This is a genomic window from Candidatus Kurthia intestinigallinarum (assembly GCF_003991225.1).
In the GTDB taxonomy this organism is placed as follows: domain Bacteria; phylum Bacillota; class Bacilli; order Bacillales_A; family Planococcaceae; genus Kurthia; species Kurthia populi.
Genome location: NZ_JTFC01000017.1, coordinates 47929 through 62682, shown reverse-complemented (window position 1 = coordinate 62682; position 14754 = coordinate 47929). Strand labels below are relative to the sequence as shown.

At 41.1% G+C, this 14754-nt stretch carries 17 protein-coding genes and 1 pseudogene; 10 read left to right on the top strand and 8 right to left on the bottom strand.

Annotated features, from left to right (window positions below):
• On the bottom strand, positions 1 to 144 hold a 144-nt coding region (locus tag QI30_RS05165), incomplete at its 3' end, for a helix-turn-helix domain-containing protein (RefSeq protein ID WP_233600522.1).
• Positions 145 to 294: 150 nt separating this feature from the next.
• Positions 295 to 723 carry a hypothetical protein gene (locus tag QI30_RS05160; protein WP_126989872.1) on the bottom strand — a complete coding sequence of 143 codons (429 nt, stop codon included), beginning with the start codon at positions 721 to 723 and terminating at the stop codon, positions 295 to 297.
• Positions 724 to 1207: 484 nt separating this feature from the next.
• Here QI30_RS05160 and QI30_RS05155 point away from each other — a divergent pair, with 484 nt between their 5' ends.
• The 3 genes and pseudogenes from QI30_RS05155 to QI30_RS21335 form a co-directional block, all read left to right on the top strand.
• Positions 1208 to 1426, top strand: a complete 219-nt coding sequence (locus QI30_RS05155; RefSeq protein WP_126989871.1) for a DUF6904 family protein — start codon at positions 1208 to 1210, stop codon at positions 1424 to 1426.
• 237 nt (positions 1427 to 1663) lie between these two features.
• Positions 1664 to 2809 carry an IS200/IS605 family element RNA-guided endonuclease TnpB gene (gene tnpB, locus QI30_RS05150; RefSeq protein ID WP_126989870.1) on the top strand — a complete coding sequence of 382 codons (1146 nt, stop codon included), beginning with the start codon at positions 1664 to 1666 and terminating at the stop codon, positions 2807 to 2809.
• Positions 2810 to 2946: 137 nt separating this feature from the next.
• A pseudogene (locus QI30_RS21335) lies at positions 2947 to 3105 on the top strand (DUF6904 family protein); the annotation flags it as partial.
• 250 nt (positions 3106 to 3355) lie between these two features.
• Here the strand turns inward: QI30_RS21335 and QI30_RS05145 are convergent.
• From QI30_RS05145 to QI30_RS05135, 3 genes are all read right to left on the bottom strand, one after another.
• Entirely contained in the window at positions 3356 to 3946 is a 591-nt protein-coding gene (locus QI30_RS05145; protein WP_126989869.1) for a hypothetical protein, read from the bottom strand.
• On the bottom strand, positions 3924 to 4646 hold the full coding sequence (locus tag QI30_RS20805; RefSeq protein WP_199754640.1) for a hypothetical protein: 723 nt from the start codon (positions 4644 to 4646) through the stop codon (positions 3924 to 3926). Before QI30_RS20805 ends, QI30_RS05145 begins: the two co-directional genes overlap by 23 nt.
• A 120-nt stretch (positions 4647 to 4766) precedes the next feature.
• Positions 4767 to 5753, bottom strand: coding sequence for a tRNA dihydrouridine synthase (locus tag QI30_RS05135; RefSeq protein ID WP_126989868.1), 987 nt, complete (start codon positions 5751 to 5753; stop codon positions 4767 to 4769).
• A gap of 793 nt (positions 5754 to 6546) precedes the next feature.
• On the opposite strand from QI30_RS05135, the gene QI30_RS05130 reads away from it, so the two are divergent.
• The 5 genes from QI30_RS05130 (at position 6547) to QI30_RS05115 (ending at position 9476) form a co-directional block, all read left to right on the top strand.
• Positions 6547 to 7254, top strand: a complete 708-nt coding sequence (locus tag QI30_RS05130) for a DNA alkylation repair protein (RefSeq protein WP_126989867.1) — start codon at positions 6547 to 6549, stop codon at positions 7252 to 7254.
• 41 nt (positions 7255 to 7295) lie between these two features.
• Positions 7296 to 7457 carry a hypothetical protein gene (locus QI30_RS20345; RefSeq protein ID WP_158620971.1) on the top strand — a complete coding sequence of 54 codons (162 nt, stop codon included), beginning with the start codon at positions 7296 to 7298 and terminating at the stop codon, positions 7455 to 7457.
• Positions 7458 to 7602: 145 nt separating this feature from the next.
• Complete coding sequence (locus QI30_RS05125; protein WP_233600521.1) at positions 7603 to 8082, top strand: hypothetical protein; 480 nt, start codon at positions 7603 to 7605, stop codon at positions 8080 to 8082.
• Positions 8083 to 8094: 12 nt separating this feature from the next.
• Positions 8095 to 8547 carry an OsmC family protein gene (locus tag QI30_RS05120; RefSeq protein WP_370323585.1) on the top strand — a complete coding sequence of 151 codons (453 nt, stop codon included), beginning with the start codon at positions 8095 to 8097 and terminating at the stop codon, positions 8545 to 8547.
• A gap of 44 nt (positions 8548 to 8591) precedes the next feature.
• Positions 8592 to 9476: a 5'-3' exonuclease gene (locus tag QI30_RS05115; RefSeq protein ID WP_126989864.1), complete on the top strand. Its 885-nt coding sequence runs from the start codon at positions 8592 to 8594 to the stop codon at positions 9474 to 9476.
• Here the strand turns inward: QI30_RS05115 and QI30_RS05110 are convergent.
• The 3 genes from QI30_RS05110 to QI30_RS05100 form a co-directional block, all read right to left on the bottom strand.
• On the bottom strand, positions 9459 to 9965 hold the full coding sequence (locus QI30_RS05110; RefSeq protein ID WP_126989863.1) for a C39 family peptidase: 507 nt from the start codon (positions 9963 to 9965) through the stop codon (positions 9459 to 9461). The genes QI30_RS05115 and QI30_RS05110 overlap by 18 nt on opposite strands.
• Positions 9962 to 10420, bottom strand: a complete 459-nt coding sequence (locus QI30_RS05105) for a hypothetical protein (protein WP_126989862.1) — start codon at positions 10418 to 10420, stop codon at positions 9962 to 9964. Before QI30_RS05105 ends, QI30_RS05110 begins: the two co-directional genes overlap by 4 nt.
• A gap of 94 nt (positions 10421 to 10514) precedes the next feature.
• On the bottom strand, positions 10515 to 10835 hold the full coding sequence (locus QI30_RS05100; protein ID WP_126989861.1) for a thioredoxin family protein: 321 nt from the start codon (positions 10833 to 10835) through the stop codon (positions 10515 to 10517).
• 300 nt (positions 10836 to 11135) lie between these two features.
• On the opposite strand from QI30_RS05100, the gene QI30_RS05095 reads away from it, so the two are divergent.
• Together QI30_RS05095 and QI30_RS05090 are read left to right on the top strand one after the other, a co-directional pair.
• Complete coding sequence (locus QI30_RS05095; protein ID WP_126989860.1) at positions 11136 to 13526, top strand: 3-hydroxyacyl-CoA dehydrogenase/enoyl-CoA hydratase family protein; 2391 nt, start codon at positions 11136 to 11138, stop codon at positions 13524 to 13526.
• A 27-nt stretch (positions 13527 to 13553) separates the two neighbouring features.
• A complete protein-coding gene (locus tag QI30_RS05090; RefSeq protein ID WP_126989859.1) occupies positions 13554 to 14726 on the top strand; it encodes an acetyl-CoA C-acetyltransferase in 1173 nt (390 codons plus the stop codon).
• Positions 14727 to 14754 lie beyond the last annotated feature (28 nt).

The following is a 14754-nucleotide window of genomic DNA, read 5'->3' as shown; positions in this document are numbered from 1 at the left end:
TGTAGCTTGTGGTAACTTTTCTTGATTTAAATATTTTCGAATCGTTTTTCTATCATAACCTGTTTCTTCTGCGATGGCCGTTAAGGTCCATCCTTTCTGTTTCAGTTCTTTAATCATAAAAATATCCTCCAATACTACCGTCATCTCCACACTTCCAATCTATATTGTCTAATATAGATTATCCGTTATTAGTGGGGAATTTTTAAACGGTATTATCGAGGATTTTAACAGCGATTATGACAAAAGAGTTGAGTTTTCAGCTCTTTGTATTTTATTAAAATGTTTTTCACCATCTTAATTAATTTTTTTGTTGTCCAATAATAATTTAGTTGCAATTGTTCCAGCACCTAATGCGACTGATGCGACGATAGCAAATAAACCCTTTGCTTGACTTCTATCTTTCTCTTCTCTTATATTATTATTTTGTCGTTGATTTTCTTTTTCTTCTCTCATTCTATTCATGACATCTTCTCTTTGTTTGTAAAGGCGGTCTTTTTCTTCAAGATTAGTACATTCACTAATTTCTTTATTAATTGCATTTAATGTATCTGAGAGTGCAGTATTGTATTCTGAGGTGGATTGTTGATCGGCTTTAGTTATATTTTCACTACTCTTTCCAAACTTTAGTGCTTCTTTTGCTAGCTCAGAAAGAGTTTTTGCAGCCTCGGCACTTGTTTTAAGTCTATCGTTTTTGAAAATTATTTTTTCGTTTTTTTCTTCCATAGTAACCTCCGGGTCTTTAGATATTTAAACCGGATTTTATTTTACCATATATTTACTTATTTTAGTGAGGAATAATGGTTTTAGTGTATGGGTTTGATATTTTAAAGATTCCTGAAATAATTAATAGAAGTTAAAAAATAGGATTTTTTGGTTAAAAGTTACATTGTGATAATTGTTTTAAGTGAAATAAGATGTTATTAGTTAATAGATGTGAAATACATTCCATTCTTATGAACTTTTCTTTTTTGCATTTCAATTAACACATCCAGAAAAAATGATTTCAGCTCTTCAACAATTAAACGGTGGACCTATCCTCGAACCACAATAACAAAAATATACAGCTCTACAATTTAATAGATTAAAACTTTAGTTAAATTTATTCTCATTTTTATTATAATTGGGTAAAGTAAAAATGAGTGAGATTTAAAAAGGGGAATATAGATGATAAAACTTAGGCATACGCCACAAATGGTAGGGGGTTAGAATGACTGGGGATAGTGATGATTTTGAACGATTGTATGATGCGTTACATAGGATAGTTAGGACCGAAGAGGATGCGAGTATTTCAGGGCTATATGATTCACGAATGCATGTACTAAGTTTGTGCTATGATTTGCGTCATGCGCGTATGGGGCATCGTAGTGCAGAATTTCAAGAACATGGTCTTGATGCTGAACAAATGAAGTTTTTATCATGTCTGTAGCAGAAGACGCCCACCTCAAGGAGCGAAGTGAGTAGGTGGGCGATGCAGGCTGTGCTTTTGACGAATAGCACGTTTTAAAAGATGCTCATTAAAATGCTCGTTAATAGGGTCTGTTACTGATCAAAAAAGGGTATGGAAAGACTAGAACTGTTTTGCTCTAAAAACGCCTGTCGTATTTCTACTGGTGGTACTTCCATCGAAACGATTAAAAACGAACGAGCGGAAGAGGTGAATGTCATGTCACAAAATAAAGCCTACAAATTTAGATTATATCCAAATAAGGAGCAGCAAGCACGCATCCATCAAACACATGGTCATTGTCGTTTTGTCTACAACCATTTTCTTGCACTTTGGAACACTTCCTACAAAGAAGAAGGCAAAAGCTTAAATCGTCGCTTGATGTCTAAAGTCCTCACGAAGATGAAGAAACAAGATGAAACAGCTTGGCTAAGAAACGTAGACAGTGTGGCATTACAAGCCTCTTATGAATGTTTAATCGATGCCTTCAATCGATTTTTTAAGAAGCAAAACAACTACCCTCGTTTCAAAAGCAAGAAAAATCCCGTACAAAGCTACACCACCAAAAATACAAATAACAATATCGCGATTGTCGGCAAACGAATCAAACTGCCGAAGCTTGGGCTTGTGAAGTTCAAACAAACTTGTGGAGTGGAAGGTCGGATGATGCGCGCAACCATTAAATACAATGCGAGTGGCCATTTTTACGTATCGATTGCATGCGAAGTGCCGGATGTTCATCCGTTACCGAAAACCAATCAATCTGTAGGGATTGATTTAGGTATCACTGATTTCGCCATATTTTCTGATGGACGTAAAGTGGATAACCAACGCTTTACGGTGAAGATGGAGCAGCAACTCAAGCGTGAACAACGGAAATTATCACGTCGCTACGAACAAGCAAAAAAAGAGAACCGCGTTTTACGTGACTGCATGAACTACCAAAAGCAACGCATGAAAGTTGCGCGTTTGCGTGAACGTGTCGCGTTTCAGCGGGAAGACTTTTTGAATAAGTTATCAACGGAACTCATTCGCCAGTACGACATCATCTGCCTAGAAGACTTACACACTAAAGGCATGTTGAAAAATCATAAACTAGCGAAAGCGATTAGTGACGTTTCTTGGACTTCTTTTGTGCAAAAACTGATGTATAAGGCGAAGTGGTATGGCCGAAAAATCGTAAAAGTTTCACGCTTCTATCCATCGAGCCAGCTTTGTCATGTGTGTGGGCATCGAGACGGCAAGAAGTCCCTCGATATTCGCGAGTGGGTTTGCCCATCTTGCGGCACAGTACTCGACCGAGACCTTAACGCAAGTCGGAATATTTTAGCTGAAGGACTCACGCTTTTAACCCAACAACCGTAGGAACTACGGGGCTCGCCTACTCAAGAAGTGAAGCCGCTGTTCGAGCTGTTGGAACAAGCAAGCACTGTTCGTAGGAATCCCCCACTTCAAGCACATTCAAAGAACGGCTAAGTGGGGGTAGTTCAACGAAAGAGGAACGTATCAAAAAGTTAAGTATTTTTGCGAAGCGTGTAACACAGCATACGACGGATTATGAAAAATTCGAACGAGATATGAATAAGGCTGCAGAATATCACGAGGTTTCTCTAGATGAATTAGAATATGGTGACTATGATAATTTGAGTATTGAGTGGTAACAAAAAAAGAGCGTCCAACTGAAGGACCCTCTAAAAGTTATATTTCATTTAGGCAGCTTAGGTAAACGGATTTCGGTATTGCGCCGGACTCCGTTTTAATTTCGTTTCGTAATACGTTATCTCGTTTTTTAATTTAAAAAGAGCTGTTTTTAATTTTTTATTCTCCGTCAATTTCGCCATATAAAAACGGCATCTTCCATTATAAAACGTGTCTAATAATGGTGTGCCGTTCATCTCCTACAGGTTTTTTTTATAAAACTTCAGCTTTATCTAGTTTTTCAAATCCACCAAATACTTTCTCGACGGCATTCGTACTTGCGAGGTCTAGCAATGAAAAATGGGTACTTTTAATGGTGCGCAGTCCCCAGTAATTTTGGTCGCATGTTTCCATGTTTTTCGCGGTAGCGTACAAATAGGTATCTTGTTCTTTTATATGTAGGGCATCATGGTTGTGGCGGGGATCTGCAAAGCGCCAATGATTTGTGGGGCTACAGCCTGTTGTCCAATTCTCGATATTCTCATAATCATATTTTGAAAGATGGACTAGTGGTAAATTTGTGCATTCTTCATCATATAATTCGATTTCTAGTACATAAATAGAGCCGTTACGCCAACCATTTTCAAGTTCTGGGTCTTGTACATCTTGGAATAGCATAATAAAGTTTTTAATAAACCAACCTTGTACATCGTTATCTGATTTATAGCGTAAAAATTTAGGAACAGCTTGTACATAATGGCTTTCTGTTTGTCCGTTTGCTCCGCAGTATTCCATTAATTTATGGATGTTGTCATATGTTTTTTTAACGACATAAAAAGCGTTATAAATATTTGTTGAAGTCATAAAAATTCTCCTTTTCGATAGGTGTTGTTTGAATGTGAAAATTTACGCTTGGATTTTGAAATGTGAAATAATCTTCTGCCTGAATGATAGGTGAGTCTAACTGCATGGTTTGGAAACGTTCAAATCCTTTCCGTTTTAAAAGTTGCGTAATATCTGTCAGAAGTGTTTTCGTATAGGGATCTTCAGTATGTATTGCTTGTATTGTTTGAAGGAATACCTCCCAACTTATTTTTTCAAATACTACAGTAGATAAAATAGGTGCATCTACGTTTTTACATAAGGAGTCAGGTGCAAGGAAAATCAAGAATTTTTCTTTTTCAGGTGCTAAAGAATGTAGAATTCGTGCTTCACGAGATAATTGATTACGACTAATTTCAGCATCAGTCGATTGGTCCTCTGAGCTCAAACTACTAAATAGCTTCACTTCAATGCCAATGATACATGTAGGGAAGTGAATTAAAATATCGATTTCTCCTTCAGCATGATAGGGCCAAAATTGAATATATGAAGCCCAATCATCGTCTAAATTTTCAAGGAATGCAGTATTTGATTGCAGCGTCTGTTTTAAAATATGCCCCAATCCTTTACTAAATGGCAAATAGCGGAGTGCACCGAAGACATTACCAGTTAAATTATCTTCTAGGCGGTCACTTAAATTACGTCCTTGTCGACTAATCTTCCCATGAATCTCAGCTAACATAAAAATTCCTCCTTTCTATCTAGTAGTATATAACTAATGGTTAAAAAAGGAAATATAATGAGTAAAAAGATTTTTATGGTGCAAAAGAAAAAGCTTCCTAGAAAAGGAAGCTCTATTTCTCTATTTCACTTCTTCTGCTTTCAACTTCGCCAGTACGTCATTGACCATACCGCGTGATTCTTCCACAGATTTTGTGTTCATGAGGGCATTGCGTAATTCTGCTGCGCCGCCGAAGCCACGTACATAGATTTTAAAGAAGCGGTGTAGGTGGTTGTATGGGCGTTTTGTTTCGTCTGCATATTTTTCGTATAGCTCTAATTGTAATAATAGTAGGTTTAGGTATTCTTCAACGCTGCGTTCGCGTGGGTCTTCTGAGAAGGCGAATGGGTTTGTGAAGATACCGCGGCCGATCATAACGCCGTCGATGCCGTATTTATCCGCTAGTTCTTGGCCGACTTGGCGGTTTGGAATGTCGCCGTTAATTGTTAGTAATGTGTTTGGTGCGATTTCATCACGTAGTTGTTTGATTTCAGGAATCAATTCCCAGTGGGCATCGACTTTACTCATTTCTTTACGTGTGCGTAGGTGGATGGTTAGGTTTGCGATATCTTGTTTTAAAATATGTGTTAACCATTCGCGCCATTCATTCACGTCAGTGTAGCCTAGGCGTGTTTTGACGCTGATTGGTAGTCCGCCTTCTTTTGCGGCTTGAATGATTTCAGCTGCTGTTTCTGGATGGTTGATTAGGCCAGAGCCTTTACCGCGTGAAGCCACGTTCGCAACAGGGCAGCCCATATTAATATCGACGCCACGGAAGCCCATTTCTTTCATGCCGATTGCCATTTCTTTAAACATTTCGGGTTTGTTGCCCCAAATGTGTGCCACAAGGGGTTGCTCGTCCTCCGTAAATGTTAGGCGACCGCGCACGCTGTAAATACCTTCAGGGTGGCAGAAGCTCTCTGTATTCGTAAATTCAGTGAAGAAGACATCAGGACGTCCGGCTTCACTTACAACGTGACGGAACACAACGTCCGTTACATCTTCCATTGGTGCTAATATAAAAAATGGCTTCGGTAGTTCTTGCCAAAAGTTATCTTGATTATTCATTACGTATTCTCCTTGTATCTATAGTACTCGATAAAATTTTTCACATCCTAAATAGTATCATTTCTAGCGAGTAGTTGCACAGTTTTAAATTTCAAAACGATGGCGCCAAGGAAATTTTTCATATGAAATGATTGATTAGCATTTAACGAAAAGCCCAAGGAGCGTGTTTTGGCTACAACATAATTATAAATAAGTGCCAAAGCACGGCTATTTACATATGAAAAAAAGAAGATTTCCTAATTATCGTGCATCATCGGTCAAGGAAAAAATTTATTTACGCGTCATAGCGTAAATACTTATTAAAAATGAGCTGTGAAAAAGGATGATTTTCGCCGGAAATTGCCTAAAAAGGGTCGTTTCGGCTTCCCCGAGGGGTGATTTTGACGCGTTTATGGCGTGATCAACGCAGCTTGCTGTCATTTATTTAAAAAACGACAGCCAGCCGGAATTTTTTGACGTTTTCAATTGAAATAAGCATTCAGGGGCCCCCGAAATGCATCAAAATGGGTCGATTTCGGGTGTCTACGGGGTGTTTTTGTGCTGATTTTGGCGAATGAATAGGAAAAGCTTTGATAACTATCGCCACGACTTTTGTAGTTATTTGCGAAAATTCATGGTGACATCAGATGATTAGCTTTTTTCTAGCCCTATTCACATGCAGCTGACACATATTTAAAGATATGTCGTATGTAAAAGACGCCTTCTGAGGTGATGGGTGATTTCTGAGTGTTTGTTGCGTCATTTTTTCATAGCCTTCATAATGAATGTATCGACTAAAGAAGGATGTGCTGACATGAATGCAGTAGACGTATTAGCAGAGTTAGAAGCATTAGGGACGGAGCGTACGAAAAAATCCTATCTAGCAAGTGGTGCACGTGAGCCGCTTTTTGGTACCGCAACGGGCAAGATGAAGCCGATTTTAAAAAAGACCGGGCTCAATCAAACACTTGCAGACGAGTTATATGATACGAAAAATTACGATGCGATGTATTTTGCGGGCATGATTGCAGAGCCAAATAATATGACAGCTGCCGATTATGAGCGCTGGATGGACGGCGCGTATTTTAATATGCTGGCGGACTATGTCGTAGCGGTAACGCTGGCTGAGGCAGATATTGCAGAAGAGGTGGCGGATCGCTGGATTCATAGTGAGGATGCGCTGCGTATGTCTGCGGGCTGGAGCTGCTATTGCTGGATGCTCGGTAATCGTAAGGACGAGACATTTGATGCGGCAAAGATTTCTGTGCTATTAGATTTGGCGAAGGAAACGATTCACGAGGCACCGAATCAGGCGAGGTCTGCGATGAATAACTTCATTAAGACGGTTGGCATTTCGTATAAGCCGCTTCATGAAAAGGCACTAGCGGTCGCAAAAGAGGTCGGGTCGGTCGAGCTAAAAAAAGACGGCAAGAAAAGTACATTTTTAGAGCCGCTTAGTGCGATTGAAAAAGAAGTAGAAAAAGGGCGTATTGGCTTTAAACGAAAGCATGTGCGCTGTTAAATATGGTACACTATGTACATTACCTTTAAAGGAGCGACACCATGGCGATTTTAAAACGTGAAGACATCGAGCTAATGCTTGAAGATGCAGAGGCAACATTAAAGGAGCTACAAGCTGGCGAATTAAATGACGTAACAACGGAGTTAATTTCATTAACGAAGGAACAAATTACGGAATTAAAAGAGATGCTTGAGGCATTATAGATGACCGATGAGGAGTCGCTTTTCGCGGCTCTTTTTTTCGTCATGAAACCTTTTGATGATTTCTTTCGTAATACATGATGTAAGTCTGAAGAAAAGAATATGATAGAATAGATTTTTATGTAAATAGGTATTAGAGGTGAATTTTTTGAAAAGAGATATAAATTTAGGAAAGCGAGAAAAGCTACTCCTAGGGCTTGTTGTGCTAGCGTTTATCGAAGTTATTTATTTTTATTTTCGTGGAAAGCCCTATAACGGCATCAACAGCTTAGGGGACATGCCAAACTACGTCATGATTGGGTTAGTGGCCTTTTTTATCGCATATTACGCATTAATTGAGAAACAAAATATTCGTAAGAAGCACTGGTTAATCGGCATTGCATACGCCGCATTAGTCGCGGCACCATTCTTATTTGAGCGCGATATTCCAAAGGTGAATGTCGAGGACGCACAGGACTTAATTGCGCGTACAGAAGGTGGTAAAATTGTGAAGGACCGTGAGTACAGCAATAAAATCGATACGTACGAAGGACAAGAAGTGTATTTGATTGCGCTTGAGAAAAAGGATAATGTGTATCGCTATGCATTTGATCCGTATCTAGAGCAGTACTATCCATTTTCGAATTAGGGAGCGATGACAATGGAACATTTATTTACATTACAAGCACGCTGGCCAGGTGGTCGAAATGCGGTCGGAGATATTACGGCGGGGAATTTACAGACGCAGGTATCGATTCCAAAGGATATGGACGGACCGAGTATCGGGACGAATCCAGATGAAATGCTGTTAGGAGCTGCGGCGACGTGCTATATGATTACGCTTGCTGCATTACTAGAGCGCGCAGGTATTGAGACGAATACGCAAACGCTTCAGTCAGAGGGCTATGTTGATGTAACAAATGGGGTCTTCACGTATAAGAAGATTATTCATAAGCCGACGATTGAGTTAATGCCAAATGCGTCGGAGCGCGACCAACAACGTGCGAAACGTTTTGCCGAGAAGGCAGAGGAGACTTGCATGATTAGCAAAGCGCTTCGTGGTAATGTACAATTAGAGCTACAAGCAACGATTCAAGTAGCTCGAGTGATTTAATGAGAGAGCCGGGGATTTGCTTCCTTGGCTTTTTTTAAAGGAGAATGAAAGAAATGCAACCACATATTTTATTAATTGACGGTATGGCGCTACTATTCCGTTCGTTTTATGCGACGGCACCAATGCGTCAGTTTTTCCCGCGACAGGACGGCACACCAACGAACGGTGTACAGGGCTTTGCGCGTCATGTATTAAGCGCGCAAAATATCGTCCGTCCGACACATATGGCGGTGTGCTGGGACATGGGCTCACACACATTCCGTAACGATTTATTTGACGGTTATAAAGCGAATCGTACGGCACCCCCAGAGGAGATGCTGCCACAATTTGATATGGCGCGTGACGTGTCAGAGCTGATTGGTTGGAAAAACTTCGGTGTGAAGGGACAGGAAGCGGATGATTTAATCGGCTCCATCGTCGAAAAATGGAAAAATGATGCGCAGATTACCGTTGTTAGTGGCGATAAAGACTTACTTCAATTAGTGAATCCGAATACAACAATTGCGTTAACGAAAAAAGGTTATACGGAATATAATCCGTATAATTTGGCGCGTTTTACAGAGGAGTATGGCATTTCGCCAGCGCAGTTTGCAGACGTGAAAGCATTTATGGGGGATTCAAGTGATGGGTACCCGGGTGTGAAGGGCATTGGTCCAAAAACAGCGCTACAGTTAATCCAAACATATGGCTCGGTAGACGGCGTATTAGCTGCGCTTGCGGAATTAAAACCGGGTCAACGTCAAAAAATTAGCGACAACGTAGACATGCTACAATTGTCGCTACAACTTGCACGTATTAATACAGCGGTACCAATCGACGCTAGCATGGATGAGTTATTACTTCCAATGTGGACGAATGATACGCTTGATTTAATGCATCAGCATGAATATCGCCTAATCGCGAATCATGCGCTAAATATTTTTAAATAATGGTTTAATGTGTACGAAGGTGAGGGCGTGTGCGTTGTCTAAATAGTCAATCTTTTCGATGCGGCTTTCTCGGCTACGCGTGCCTAAATCTTGTACGAATAACTGAAGGCGGCCCTCTTCGACAGCATAGTTGACGAGGACGGTCCAGTGATAGTTATAGCGTGCCTTTTTAAAGAAAAAGGGTGTGAAATAACGATCGAACTTCAGTGCAATCGGCTCTCCTGCATCAATCGCAGCGAGGGCTTTTTGTTTGGTGACACGTGTAATTTGCCAGTTTGGACCGAGTAAATGCTTAAGTCGGCGAATCATGCGCCATGTAAATAACCCAATCGGTGTCGTACCGAGCGCTTTATATAAGTAGTTAATCGCAACGGGCTGCTTTAGGTAATGCTGTAAGATTGCCTCGACTGCTGTCGGGCCACATGCAGACGATTGATAGCGTTCGTTCACAGAAGCATCGTATTGCGATTTGGCCTTGAGTTTAATCATTTCGCTTTTTCATAGCCATCGCGTACGAGCTGCTGAAGCGCTGTACGGAATGACGGGAATGACTCGCTTTTTAGTGAATAGCCCGTTGTAATAAAGTGACGTACAACATCTGGATTCATACCAGAATGCAATACGCGAATGCCCATGATGGCTAATGTTTTATTGAGCTTTTCAAAGCGCTCTGTTAATAGATGCAAGTCAATGTAGTTAAAGTCACTGACATCGATGCCAGTAAAATCAATCACCATGCATTCAGATAACGGCTTCTCAGCGACATAATCAAAAATAGCCTGATCAATATTATTGATGCGCTCAAGCGTGAGAATACCTGTTAGTGGAACGAGTACAACGTTTCCTAAAAATGATTCGATTACGGGTGCAGACATCGAACTTAAAATAAGCTCATACTCTGCAATTTTCGCTTTTAATTGACTGTTTTCATGTTGTAAGTCCAATCCAATCACCACCTTGCTTCTATTGTAGCGAAATTTACTAAAAAAAAGAACTAATAAAAAAAGGAATCCGCCGGTAAAGGGGGATTCCTTTTAATTATGCTTCTTGTGCGTCTAAGAAGTCTGTTACTTGTTCTGGAGATTTTGCGTTTGCGCTGTGTAGGTGACCTACTTTTTCGCCGTTTTTGAATACAGCAAGTGTTGGGATACCCATTACTTCGTATTTTTCAGCTAGTTCTGGTAGCTCATCGCGGTTTACTTCATACCAAGTGTATTGGTTGTATTGCTCGATGATTGGGTCGATGAACATGTTCATGCGTGTACAATCTGGGCACCAGCCAGCGTAAAATTTCACGATCACTGATGGTTGTGTCGTAATGATTTCGTTAAATTGTTCAACAGTCGTAATTGGTTGCATGTTGAATCCTCCTCATAATGAATAACTTCTATTCTAGTGTACACTGTTTTATAAGTTACTGAAAGTAAGTTGGTTTAATTTTTTTGGAAATCGTTTAAAAATGGAAAAGGAAAAAACTATATTAAAAGAGGAAATTGAATTGAAACAGAAAATTTTAAACTTTTTCAACAAAAATGATGTTTTTTTATTGCATAAAAAATGGAAAACGTGCTACTATGAATTTAGAAATCGCAAGGCCATATTTTTTTTAGATAAAAATGAATGGTTGTTCATTCAAAATTGGAAGGGGCGAATTGTTTTATGGTTAGACGTATTCAAAAAGTTGCGGTCATCGGCTCTGGGGTTATGGGTTCAGGTATCGCTGCGCATTTAGCAAACTGTGGTTTTGAAACGCATTTATTCGACATTGTGCCAAATTCATTAACAGCGGAGGAAGAGAAAGCGGGCTTAACACTTGAGTCACCTGCTGTTCGTAACCGTTTTGTAGATAGCGCAATGGCGAAGCTCTTAAAGCAAAAACCTGCACCACTCACAACGAAAAGAAGCCTAAACAACATTAAAACAGGGAACTTAGAGGATGATTTAAAGGAACTGTCAAAAGTTGATTGGATCATTGAAGTGGTAACGGAAAACTTAGCAATCAAAAAGTCTTTATATGACAAAATTGAATCCGTTCGTACACCTGGAACAATCGTTTCTTCTAATACTTCAGGCATTAGTATTGATGCGATGGCAGAGGGACGCTCGGAAGATTTCCAAAAAAATTTCTTAGGAACGCACTTCTTTAACCCACCACGCTACTTAAAGTTATTAGAAGTGATTCCATCAAAATATACAGACCAAGCAGTACTTGATTATATGCTGGCATTTGGTGAGGATGCGATTGGTAAAGGGGTTGTGCTAGCAAAAGACACACCAAACTTTATCGGTAACCGCGTCGGCACATATGGTCTCATGATTACACTACAAGTAATGCGTGAAAAGGGCTACTCAGTAGGTGAAGTGGATTCGGTGACAGGTCCATTAATTGGCCGTCCATCATCGGCAACACTGCGCACGTTAGATGTAGTAGGACTAGATACCTTCATTCACGTAGCAAACAATGTGTATGACAACACAACGGGCGATGAGCAAAAGGTATTTGAAGTACCGGCCTATTTAGCGAAGATGGTTGAAAATGGCTGGCTTGGTGCTAAATCAGGACAAGGTTTCTTCCTTAAAAAAGGCAGAGATATTTTAGAGCTTGATTTAGATACATTTGAATATGGTCCACGCAAAGCATTGGAAACGCCTTCAATCGCCGCGGCGAAGCAGCAACGAGGTCTGGCGAATCGTGTGAAATCACTTGTATACGCAGAAGACCGCACAGGGGAGTTACTGTGGAGCATCATTGCACCAACATTACTTTACTCAGCAGAGCTAAATGGTGAGATTTCGGATTCGATTCTTGGTATCGACCAAGCGATGAAGTGGGGCTTCGGCTGGACACAGGGACCATTTGAAGTATGGGATGCAATCGGTGTGACACAATCGGTGGCGCGTATGACGAAGGAAGGCTACACAATTCCAGCATTCGTCAATGCATTACTTGATAAGGGCTATGATTCATTCTATACAACAATCGATGATGAGCTGCATTACTTCGACGGTACGGACTATGTGAAAGTGCCACGTAATGAAAAAGCCATCGACCTTGCACTATACAAAAAGCAACACGGCGTATTAAAGAAAAATGCTGGCGCAAGTGTTATTGATTTCGGGGATGGTGTTCTTCTATTAGAATTCACTTCAAAATCAAATGCACTGGGCTTAGATACAATGCAAATGCTGAACTACGCACTGGATTTATTAGACCAATCAGATGACTTTATCGGTTTAGTGATTGGGAATCAGAGCAAAAACTTCTCGGTTGGCGCGAACTTAGCGATGATTCTAATGGAAGCGGAAGATGACAATACATTTGAATTAGATGCAGTTGTGAATGCTTTCCAACAAGGCACACTGCGCATGAAATATAGCAAAAAGCCAGTGGTTGCAGCTCCGTACAATATGACACTTGGTGGCGGTGCAGAGGTTTGTTTAGCAGCGGCACATATCCAAGCGTCAGCGGAAACATATATGGGTCTTGTCGAAGTTGGTGTTGGGGTCATTCCTGGCGGCGGCGGTAACAAGGAGCTTTATATGAAGCAATTAAAAGGCCTACCAAAAGGCGTGAACATCGATTTATTAAACATTGTGAGCAAAACGTTTGAAACGATTGCAACAGCAAAAACATCGATGTCAGCAGAGGAAGCGCGCGACAATAACTTCCTTAACTTTGCGGACGGCATTAGCGTGAATCCAGATCACTTACTATATGATGCAAAACAAGCAGTCATCGGTCTTGTAGCAGAAGGGTACCAAGCACCTACACGTGAAAAAGTACCAGTAGTTGGCGAGACCGGTTATGCGGCGTTACTACTTGGTGCGGAGGGCTTGAAAAACTCAGGCTTTGCATCGACTTACGATTTAGAAATTGCGAAGAAGCTAGCGTATGTATTAGCAGGTGGACTTGTTCCATACGGCACGCTTGTAGATGAGCAGTATTTATTGGATTTAGAGCGTGAAGCATTCATTAGCCTCGTACAAAATGCGGCGACACAACAACGTATGCAGCACATGCTATTAAAAGGTAAACCGTTACGTAATTAGTTTTCATATAATAAGGGGGATTCGCTTATGCGTGAAGCAGTAATTGTTGCAGGTGCCAGAACACCTGTCGGTAAAGCAGGAAAAGGGTCATTAAAAACAGTTCGTCCAGATGATTTAGGGGCATTAGTCGTAAAGGAAACGCTAAAGCGCGCGAACTACACAGGGGATATTGATGATTTAATTATCGGCTGTGCGATGCCGGAAGCGGAGCAAGGCATGAATGTAGCGCGTAATATCGGTGCGCTAGCAGGACTTCCAGATACGACGCCAGCACAAACGGTCAATCGTTTCTGCTCATCAGGGCTACAAACGATTGCCAATGCGGCAGAGCGTATTATGCTTGGGCATTCAAAAGCCATCATCGCAGGTGGTACGGAATCAATGACAATGGTGCCGATGATGGGCCATGTCGTACGTCCAAATGTGACATTAGCAGAGGAAGCACCTGAGTACTACACAAGCATGGGGCATACAGCGGAAAATGTCGCGGTGAAATATAGCATATCTCGCGAGGAGCAAGATGCCTTTGCGGTACGCTCACATGAAAATGCGATTCGTGCGATTAAAGAAGGTCGTTTCGATGAGCAAATCGTGCCAGTGGATGTTGTACAGCGCTATGTTGATGACAACAATAAGCCACAGGAAAAACGCTTTGAATTTAAAATGGATGAAGGGATTCGTCCAGGAACGACAGTGGAGACATTATCGAAGCTACGTCCAGCCTTTAATGTAAAGGGTAGCGTAACAGCGGGGAATGCTTCACAAACGTCTGACGGGGCAGCGGCTGTGCTTGTAATGGACCGTGAATATGCAGAGGAACAAGGCATTGCACCATTAGCGAAATTTTTAGGATTTGCGGTCGGAGGGGTGCCACCGGAAATCATGGGGATTGGGCCAATTGTTGCGGTTCCCAAAGCGCTTGAAATCGCGAGCTTAAAGATCGAGGATATCGACCTTTGGGAAATCAATGAAGCCTTTGCTTCGCAATCAATCCAAGTCGTAAAAGAGCTTGGTATTGATATCGAGAAGGTCAATGTAAATGGCGGTGCGATTGCACTTGGTCATCCACTTGGCGCAACGGGCTCGATTCTTTCATTAAAGCTGATTCATGAATTGAAACGTCAAGGCAAAAAATACGGTGTCGTAACGATGTGTATCGGCGGCGGTATGGGTGCTGCGGGCGTCTTCGAAGTTTTATAAATCGTATTTGTCGCTTATTTTCACAGGG

Excerpts from the sequence above, each read along its gene's own strand:
- QI30_RS05110 (WP_126989863.1), bottom strand. The coding sequence starts at position 9,965 with ATGATTAAACTCAAGGCCAAATCGCAATACGATGCTTCTGTGAACGAA.
- QI30_RS05145 (WP_126989869.1), bottom strand. The coding sequence starts at position 3,946 with ATGACTTCAACAAATATTTATAACGCTTTTTATGTCGTTAAAAAAACA.
- QI30_RS20345 (WP_158620971.1), top strand. The coding sequence starts at position 7,296 with ATGGCGATTTTAAAACGTGAAGACATCGAGCTAATGCTTGAAGATGCA.
- QI30_RS20805 (WP_199754640.1), bottom strand. The coding sequence starts at position 4,646 with ATGTTAGCTGAGATTCATGGGAAGATTAGTCGACAAGGACGTAATTTA.
- QI30_RS05160 (WP_126989872.1), bottom strand. The coding sequence starts at position 723 with ATGGAAGAAAAAAACGAAAAAATAATTTTCAAAAACGATAGACTTAAA.
- QI30_RS05090 (WP_126989859.1), top strand. The coding sequence starts at position 13,554 with ATGCGTGAAGCAGTAATTGTTGCAGGTGCCAGAACACCTGTCGGTAAA.
- QI30_RS05115 (WP_126989864.1), top strand. The coding sequence starts at position 8,592 with ATGAAAGAAATGCAACCACATATTTTATTAATTGACGGTATGGCGCTA.
- tnpB (WP_126989870.1), top strand. The coding sequence starts at position 1,664 with ATGTCACAAAATAAAGCCTACAAATTTAGATTATATCCAAATAAGGAG.
- QI30_RS05155 (WP_126989871.1), top strand. The coding sequence starts at position 1,208 with ATGACTGGGGATAGTGATGATTTTGAACGATTGTATGATGCGTTACAT.
- QI30_RS05100 (WP_126989861.1), bottom strand. The coding sequence starts at position 10,835 with ATGCAACCAATTACGACTGTTGAACAATTTAACGAAATCATTACGACA.
- QI30_RS05130 (WP_126989867.1), top strand. The coding sequence starts at position 6,547 with ATGAATGCAGTAGACGTATTAGCAGAGTTAGAAGCATTAGGGACGGAG.
- QI30_RS05135 (WP_126989868.1), bottom strand. The coding sequence starts at position 5,753 with ATGAATAATCAAGATAACTTTTGGCAAGAACTACCGAAGCCATTTTTT.
- QI30_RS05095 (WP_126989860.1), top strand. The coding sequence starts at position 11,136 with ATGGTTAGACGTATTCAAAAAGTTGCGGTCATCGGCTCTGGGGTTATG.
- QI30_RS05120 (WP_370323585.1), top strand. The coding sequence starts at position 8,095 with ATGGAACATTTATTTACATTACAAGCACGCTGGCCAGGTGGTCGAAAT.